4 protein-coding genes are annotated in these 5,173 nt (G+C 72.0%); 2 read left to right on the top strand and 2 right to left on the bottom strand.

All coding sequences use genetic code 11. From position 1 onward, the window contains the following. Positions 1 to 238: 238 nt before the first annotated feature. On the bottom strand, positions 239 to 1,447 hold the full coding sequence (locus tag ACWEN3_RS40945; protein ID WP_452982147.1) for a nucleotide sugar dehydrogenase: 1,209 nt from the start codon (positions 1,445 to 1,447) through the stop codon (positions 239 to 241). A 281-nt stretch (positions 1,448 to 1,728) separates the two neighbouring features. Between ACWEN3_RS40945 and ACWEN3_RS40950 the strand changes: the two genes are divergently transcribed. After that, a complete protein-coding gene (locus tag ACWEN3_RS40950) occupies positions 1,729 to 3,438 on the top strand; it encodes an FAD-dependent oxidoreductase (RefSeq protein ID WP_452982150.1) in 1,710 nt (569 codons plus the stop codon). Between the two features lie 73 nt (positions 3,439 to 3,511). On the opposite strand, the gene ACWEN3_RS40955 is transcribed toward ACWEN3_RS40950, so the two are convergent. Beyond that, positions 3,512 to 3,733: a hypothetical protein gene (locus ACWEN3_RS40955; protein WP_452982153.1), complete on the bottom strand. Its 222-nt coding sequence runs from the start codon at positions 3,731 to 3,733 to the stop codon at positions 3,512 to 3,514. A 407-nt stretch (positions 3,734 to 4,140) separates the two neighbouring features. Here ACWEN3_RS40955 and ACWEN3_RS40960 point away from each other — a divergent pair. Further along, the coding region (locus ACWEN3_RS40960; RefSeq protein ID WP_452982155.1) for a serine/threonine-protein kinase at positions 4,141 to 5,173 on the top strand (1,033 nt) is incomplete at its 3' end.

A 5,173-nucleotide genomic window follows, 5' to 3' on the forward strand; every position in this document is an offset into this window, starting at 1 on the left:
CTGCGGCGGGTACGGCGTCCCGGCCGGCGCCTGCTGGGCGTACGGGTTGCCCTCGACCGGGCCGGACTGCGGCGGCTGCGGCGGTGGAGCTGACTGGCTCATGACAGGAATCCCCCCGAGGTGGAGCACGACTGAAGACTGGGATCAAAGACGACCGCGCACCTGGGTGCGACGAGTCCGGGGGAGACTAACAGCCGGGGACGACAACGCCCCGGCTGTTTTCCTTTCGTGACCGGGCTCAGAGCCGGTGCGCCGCCCCCGTCGGCGTGGCCCCCCGGGTGTCCAGCAGCAGCTGGGCCTTCACCGACAGGCCCTGGAGGTCGTACGTGCGGTGCTGCTGGAGGAGGATCGTCAGGTCGGCGTCGGCTGCCGCCTCGTAGAGCGAGTCCGCGCGCGGGACCGGGCGGTCCAGGACGCTCCAGGAGGACACCAGGGGGTCGTGGTAGCTCACGGAGGCGCCCAGCTCCATCAGCCGGATCGCGATCTCCCGGGCGGGGGTGCCCTGCTGGTCGGCGAGGTCGGCCTTGTAGGTCACGCCGAGCAGCAGCACGCGCGCGCCCCGGGCGGACTTGCCGTGCTCGTTGAGGAGGGTGGCCGCGCGCTGGACGACGTACCGGGGCATCCGGCCGTTGACCTGCTGGGCCAGCTCCACCATGCGCAGGGTCCGGCCCGCGTGCCCGGACAGGTCCTGCGGGACGCCGTGGCCGCCGACGCCGGGTCCGGGCCGGAACGCCTGGAAGCCGAACGGCTTGGTCTCCGCGCAGCGGATGACGTCCCACAGGTCGACACCCAGCTCGTGGCAGAGCACGGCCATCTCGTTGACCAAGGCGATGTTGACGTGCCGGAAGTTGGTCTCCAGCAGGTGCACGGCCTCGGCCTCGCGCAGCCCACGCGCGCGTACCACCTTGTCGGTGAGCCGGCCGTAGAAGGCGGCGGCCGACTCGTTGCAGGCGGGGGTGAGACCACCGATGACCTTGGGGGTGCCGGCGGGGGTGTGCTCGCGGTTGCCCGGGTCGACCCGGCTGGGGGAGTAGGCGAGGTGGAAGTCCCGGCCCGCGCGCAGGCCCGAGCCCTTCTCCAGCAGGGGGCGCAGGAAGTCCTCCGTCGTGCCGGGCAGGACGGGGGACTCCAGGATGACCGTGGTGTGCGGGCGCAGCCGTGCGGCCAGGACGCGGGCGGCCGCCTCGACCTGGCCGAGGTCGAGGCCGCCGTCGGCGCCGCGCGGGGTGGGCGCGCAGATCACGGCGGTGCGCACCCGGCTCAGCTGGGCCGGGTCGGTGCCCGGCCGGAAGCCCGTCGAGTGCATCCGGCGCAGCTCGGCCGGGCTGAGGGGGCCGGCCTCGGGGCCGGTGGCGTACCCGATGGTGGGGATGCCGGCGGCGACGGCGGCCTGGGCGAGCGGCAGGCCGTACGGACCGAGTCCGATGACGGCGAGATCTGCGGGCATGGCGTGGGCCGTCCTTCCCAATAGCCGAAGCGGGACAGGTGCGCAACCGCTGTGGACAGCATGTACGAGCGCACTGTCACACTAGGAGTAAATATGACCGTTATGTGGGATTCTGTTCGTGTGTCTTCCGGGGGTTGCGTTCCTGTTGTCCACAGGTTGGAAGCCCGTGGTGGCTGAAGTCGGGCAAGCCGGTCAGAATTTGGGCATGAGGAGGGGATGAACCGGGCTTCGCCCTCCGGGTGCGGCCGACGCGAGCGAGTCAGCGACAGCGGGAGGCAGCGGTGAGGACAGCGACTCTGGGGCCGGCACAGCGCGCCGAGGCACTGGCGGCGATGGCGGAGCGGGAGCTGGACGTGCTGGTGATCGGCGCCGGGGTCGTCGGCGCGGGCACCGCACTGGACGCCGCGACCCGCGGTCTGTCCACCGGTCTCGTGGAGGCCCGTGACTGGGCGTCCGGTACCTCCAGCCGGTCCAGCAAGCTCATCCACGGCGGCCTGCGCTATCTGGAGATGCTCGACTTCGCCCTCGTCCGCGAGGCCCTCAAGGAGCGCGGCCTGCTCCTGGGGCGGCTCGCCCCGCACCTGGTCAAACCGGTGCCGTTCCTCTACCCGCTCCAGCACAAGGGCTGGGAGCGGCTCTACGCCGGCTCGGGCGTCGCGCTCTACGACGCGATGTCCATGGCCCGCGGCCACGGCCGGGGCCTGCCGATACACCGGCACCTGAGCCGCCGTCACGCCCTGAGCGTCGCCCCCTGCCTGCGCAAGGACGCCCTCGTCGGCGCCCTCCAGTACTACGACGCCCAGATGGACGACGCCCGCTTCGTGGCCACGCTGGTGCGCACCGCGGCGTCCTACGGCGCGAAGGTGGCCAACCGCGCGCGCGTGATCGGGTTCCTGCGCGAGGGCGAGCGGGTCGTCGGCGCCCGCGTGCAGGACGTCGAGGGCGGCGGCGAGTACGAGATCCGCGCCCAGCAGGTCGTCAACGCCACCGGTGTGTGGACCGACGACACCCAGGCCCTGGTCGGCGAGCGCGGCCAGTTCCACGTCCGCGCCTCCAAGGGCATCCACCTGGTCGTGCCCAAGGACCGCATCCACTCCACCACCGGCCTGATCCTGCGCACCGAGAAGTCCGTCCTCTTCGTCATCCCCTGGGGCCGGCACTGGATCGTCGGCACCACCGACACCGACTGGGACCTCGACAAGGCCCACCCGGCCGCGTCCAGCGCCGACATCGACTACCTGCTGGAACACGTCAACTCGGTGCTCGCCGTGCCGCTCAGCCGTGACGACGTGCAGGGCGTGTACGCGGGTCTGCGCCCGCTGCTGGCCGGCGAGTCCGACGCCACCAGCAAGCTGTCCCGCGAGCACACGGTCGCCCATCCGGTGCCCGGTCTCGTGGTCGTGGCGGGCGGCAAGTACACGACGTACCGGGTGATGGCGAAGGACGCCGTCGACGAGGCGGTGCACGGCCTCGACCGGCGTGTCGCCGACTGCGTGACGGAGGAGACCCCGCTGCTCGGCGCCGAGGGCTACCAGGCGCTGTGGAACGCGCGGGCACGGATCGCGGCCCGCACCGGACTGCACGTGGTCCGGGTGGAGCATCTGCTGAACCGGTACGGCTCGTTGGCCGAGGAGGTCCTGGACCTCATCGCCGCCGACCCCGCGCTCGGCGAGCCGCTCCACGCCGCCGACGACTATCTGCGCGCCGAGGTGGTGTACGCCGCCTCGCACGAGGGCGCCCGCCACCTGGACGACGTCCTCACCCGGCGCACCCGCATCTCCATCGAGACCTTCGACCGGGGCACCCGCAGCGCCCGTGAGGCGGCCGAGCTGATGGCGCCGGTCCTCGGCTGGGACAAGGACCAGGTCGAGCGCGAGGTCGAGCACTACGAGAAGCGGGTGGAGGCCGAGCGGGAGTCCCAGCTCCAGCCGGACGACCAGACGGCGGACGCGGCACGGCTGGGAGCGCCGGACATCGTGCCGCTGACCTGACCTCCGGCCGTCGGCGGGGGATTCACTCGAACGAGTGTCGCGAACCGGGATCTCCGTTCGGTACCAGCTCGTTCTACCGGGTGCGAGGGCAGAACCCGGCATCGAGCAGGGCCGGTTCGAACCGGGTGTCCGCCATCGCGTGTCGGGCCGGCGGGTGCCGCTCCACCGTGTCGGACAGTGCGAGCCGGTGTTCGGCGGCCAGTTGAAGCGTCTTCGGGGAGGCCTCCGGGGACGCGGTCGGGGCGGCCGGCGGCAGCGCCACGGAGACCGGGAGGACCGAGGCGGTTCGCGCCAAGGAAACGGGTTCGGTCCGGGCCGTTCGTGCCGGTTACGCCGGTTTGGGCGGGGCCGTTGGCGCCAGAGGTATCCGTTTGGCTGGAACTTTTCTTGGCGCGGATACCGGTTCGGACATGGTTGCCCACGGTTGGGAGACCGTTCCGGCCGGGGCGGCCCGCGCCTTGGCCACCGTTTCGGCCAGGGCGGCCCGTGCCGGGGGCACCGGTTTGGCCTGAAGTGTCCGAAGCGTCGGCATCCCGGTTCCTCCCTACTTACGGCCCATCATCCCGGTTGGTGTGAAAGGCGCTTCAGGGGGTCTTGCGGGGCGCGGTGTGCGGGCCGCGGGCTGGGGCACCCTGGGCGTTGACCACTTGTCGCGTGAGAGACAATGGAGGCTCTGTCAGGGCGGGTTGTATGAGGGGACGCATGTCGGAGGCGGAGCGGGCGGGATCATCTCGTCAGGAGACTCGTCGGGACAAGAGCGACCGGCGTCTCCTCGCCGGGCGGTACCGGCTGGGAGACGTGCTGGGCCGGGGCGGCATGGGCACGGTCTGGCGCGCCGAGGACGAGACCCTGGGCCGGACGGTCGCCGTCAAGGAGCTGCGGTTCCCGTCGAACATCGACGAGGAGGAGAAGCGGCGCCTGATCACGCGCACCCTGCGCGAGGCCAAGGCGATCGCCCGGATCCGCAACAAGAGCGCGGTGACGGTCTTCGACGTGGTCGACGAGGACGACCGGCCCTGGATCGTCATGGAGTTGGTGGAGGGCAAGTCCCTCGCCGAGGCCATCCGCGAGGACGGCCTGCTGGAGCCCAGGCGGGCGGCCGAGGTGGGCCTCGCCGTCCTCGACGTACTGCGTTCCGCGCACCGCGAGGGCATCCTGCACCGTGACGTGAAGCCGTCCAACGTGCTCATCGCCGAGGACGGCCGGGTCGTGCTCACCGACTTCGGCATCGCGCAGGTCGAGGGCGACCCGTCCATCACCTCCACCGGCATGCTCGTCGGCGCCCCCTCCTACATCTCCCCGGAGCGCGCCCGCGGCCACAAGCCGGGCCCGGCGGCCGACCTGTGGTCGCTCGGCGGTCTGCTGTACGCGGCGGTCGAGGGCGTACCGCCCTACGACAAGGGTTCGGCGATCGCCACGCTCACCGCGGTGATGACCGAGCCGCTGGAGGAGCCCAAGAACGCGGGCCCGCTCAGGGACCTCCTCTACGGCCTGCTGGCCAAGGATCCGGCCAAGCGGCTCGACGACGCCGGGGCCCGGGCCCTGCTCAACGCGGTGATCCACGCGCCCGATCCGGAGCCGATGGACGCCACGCGGGTGGTTCCGCTGCCGCCGCAGCCCGATGGTCGACGCCCGCTTCGTCGGCCACCCGCACGCCCTGCGTCTCGGTCTGACCGACCCCCGCTTCCCGCTCGCCGCCCATCTGCCAAGATGCTGCTGCGCAACGGCGAGCAGC

Source organism: Streptomyces sp. NPDC004561 (assembly GCF_053602155.1).

Excerpts from the sequence above, each read along its gene's own strand:
- ACWEN3_RS40945 (WP_452982147.1), bottom strand. The coding sequence starts at position 1,447 with ATGCCCGCAGATCTCGCCGTCATCGGACTCGGTCCGTACGGCCTGCCG.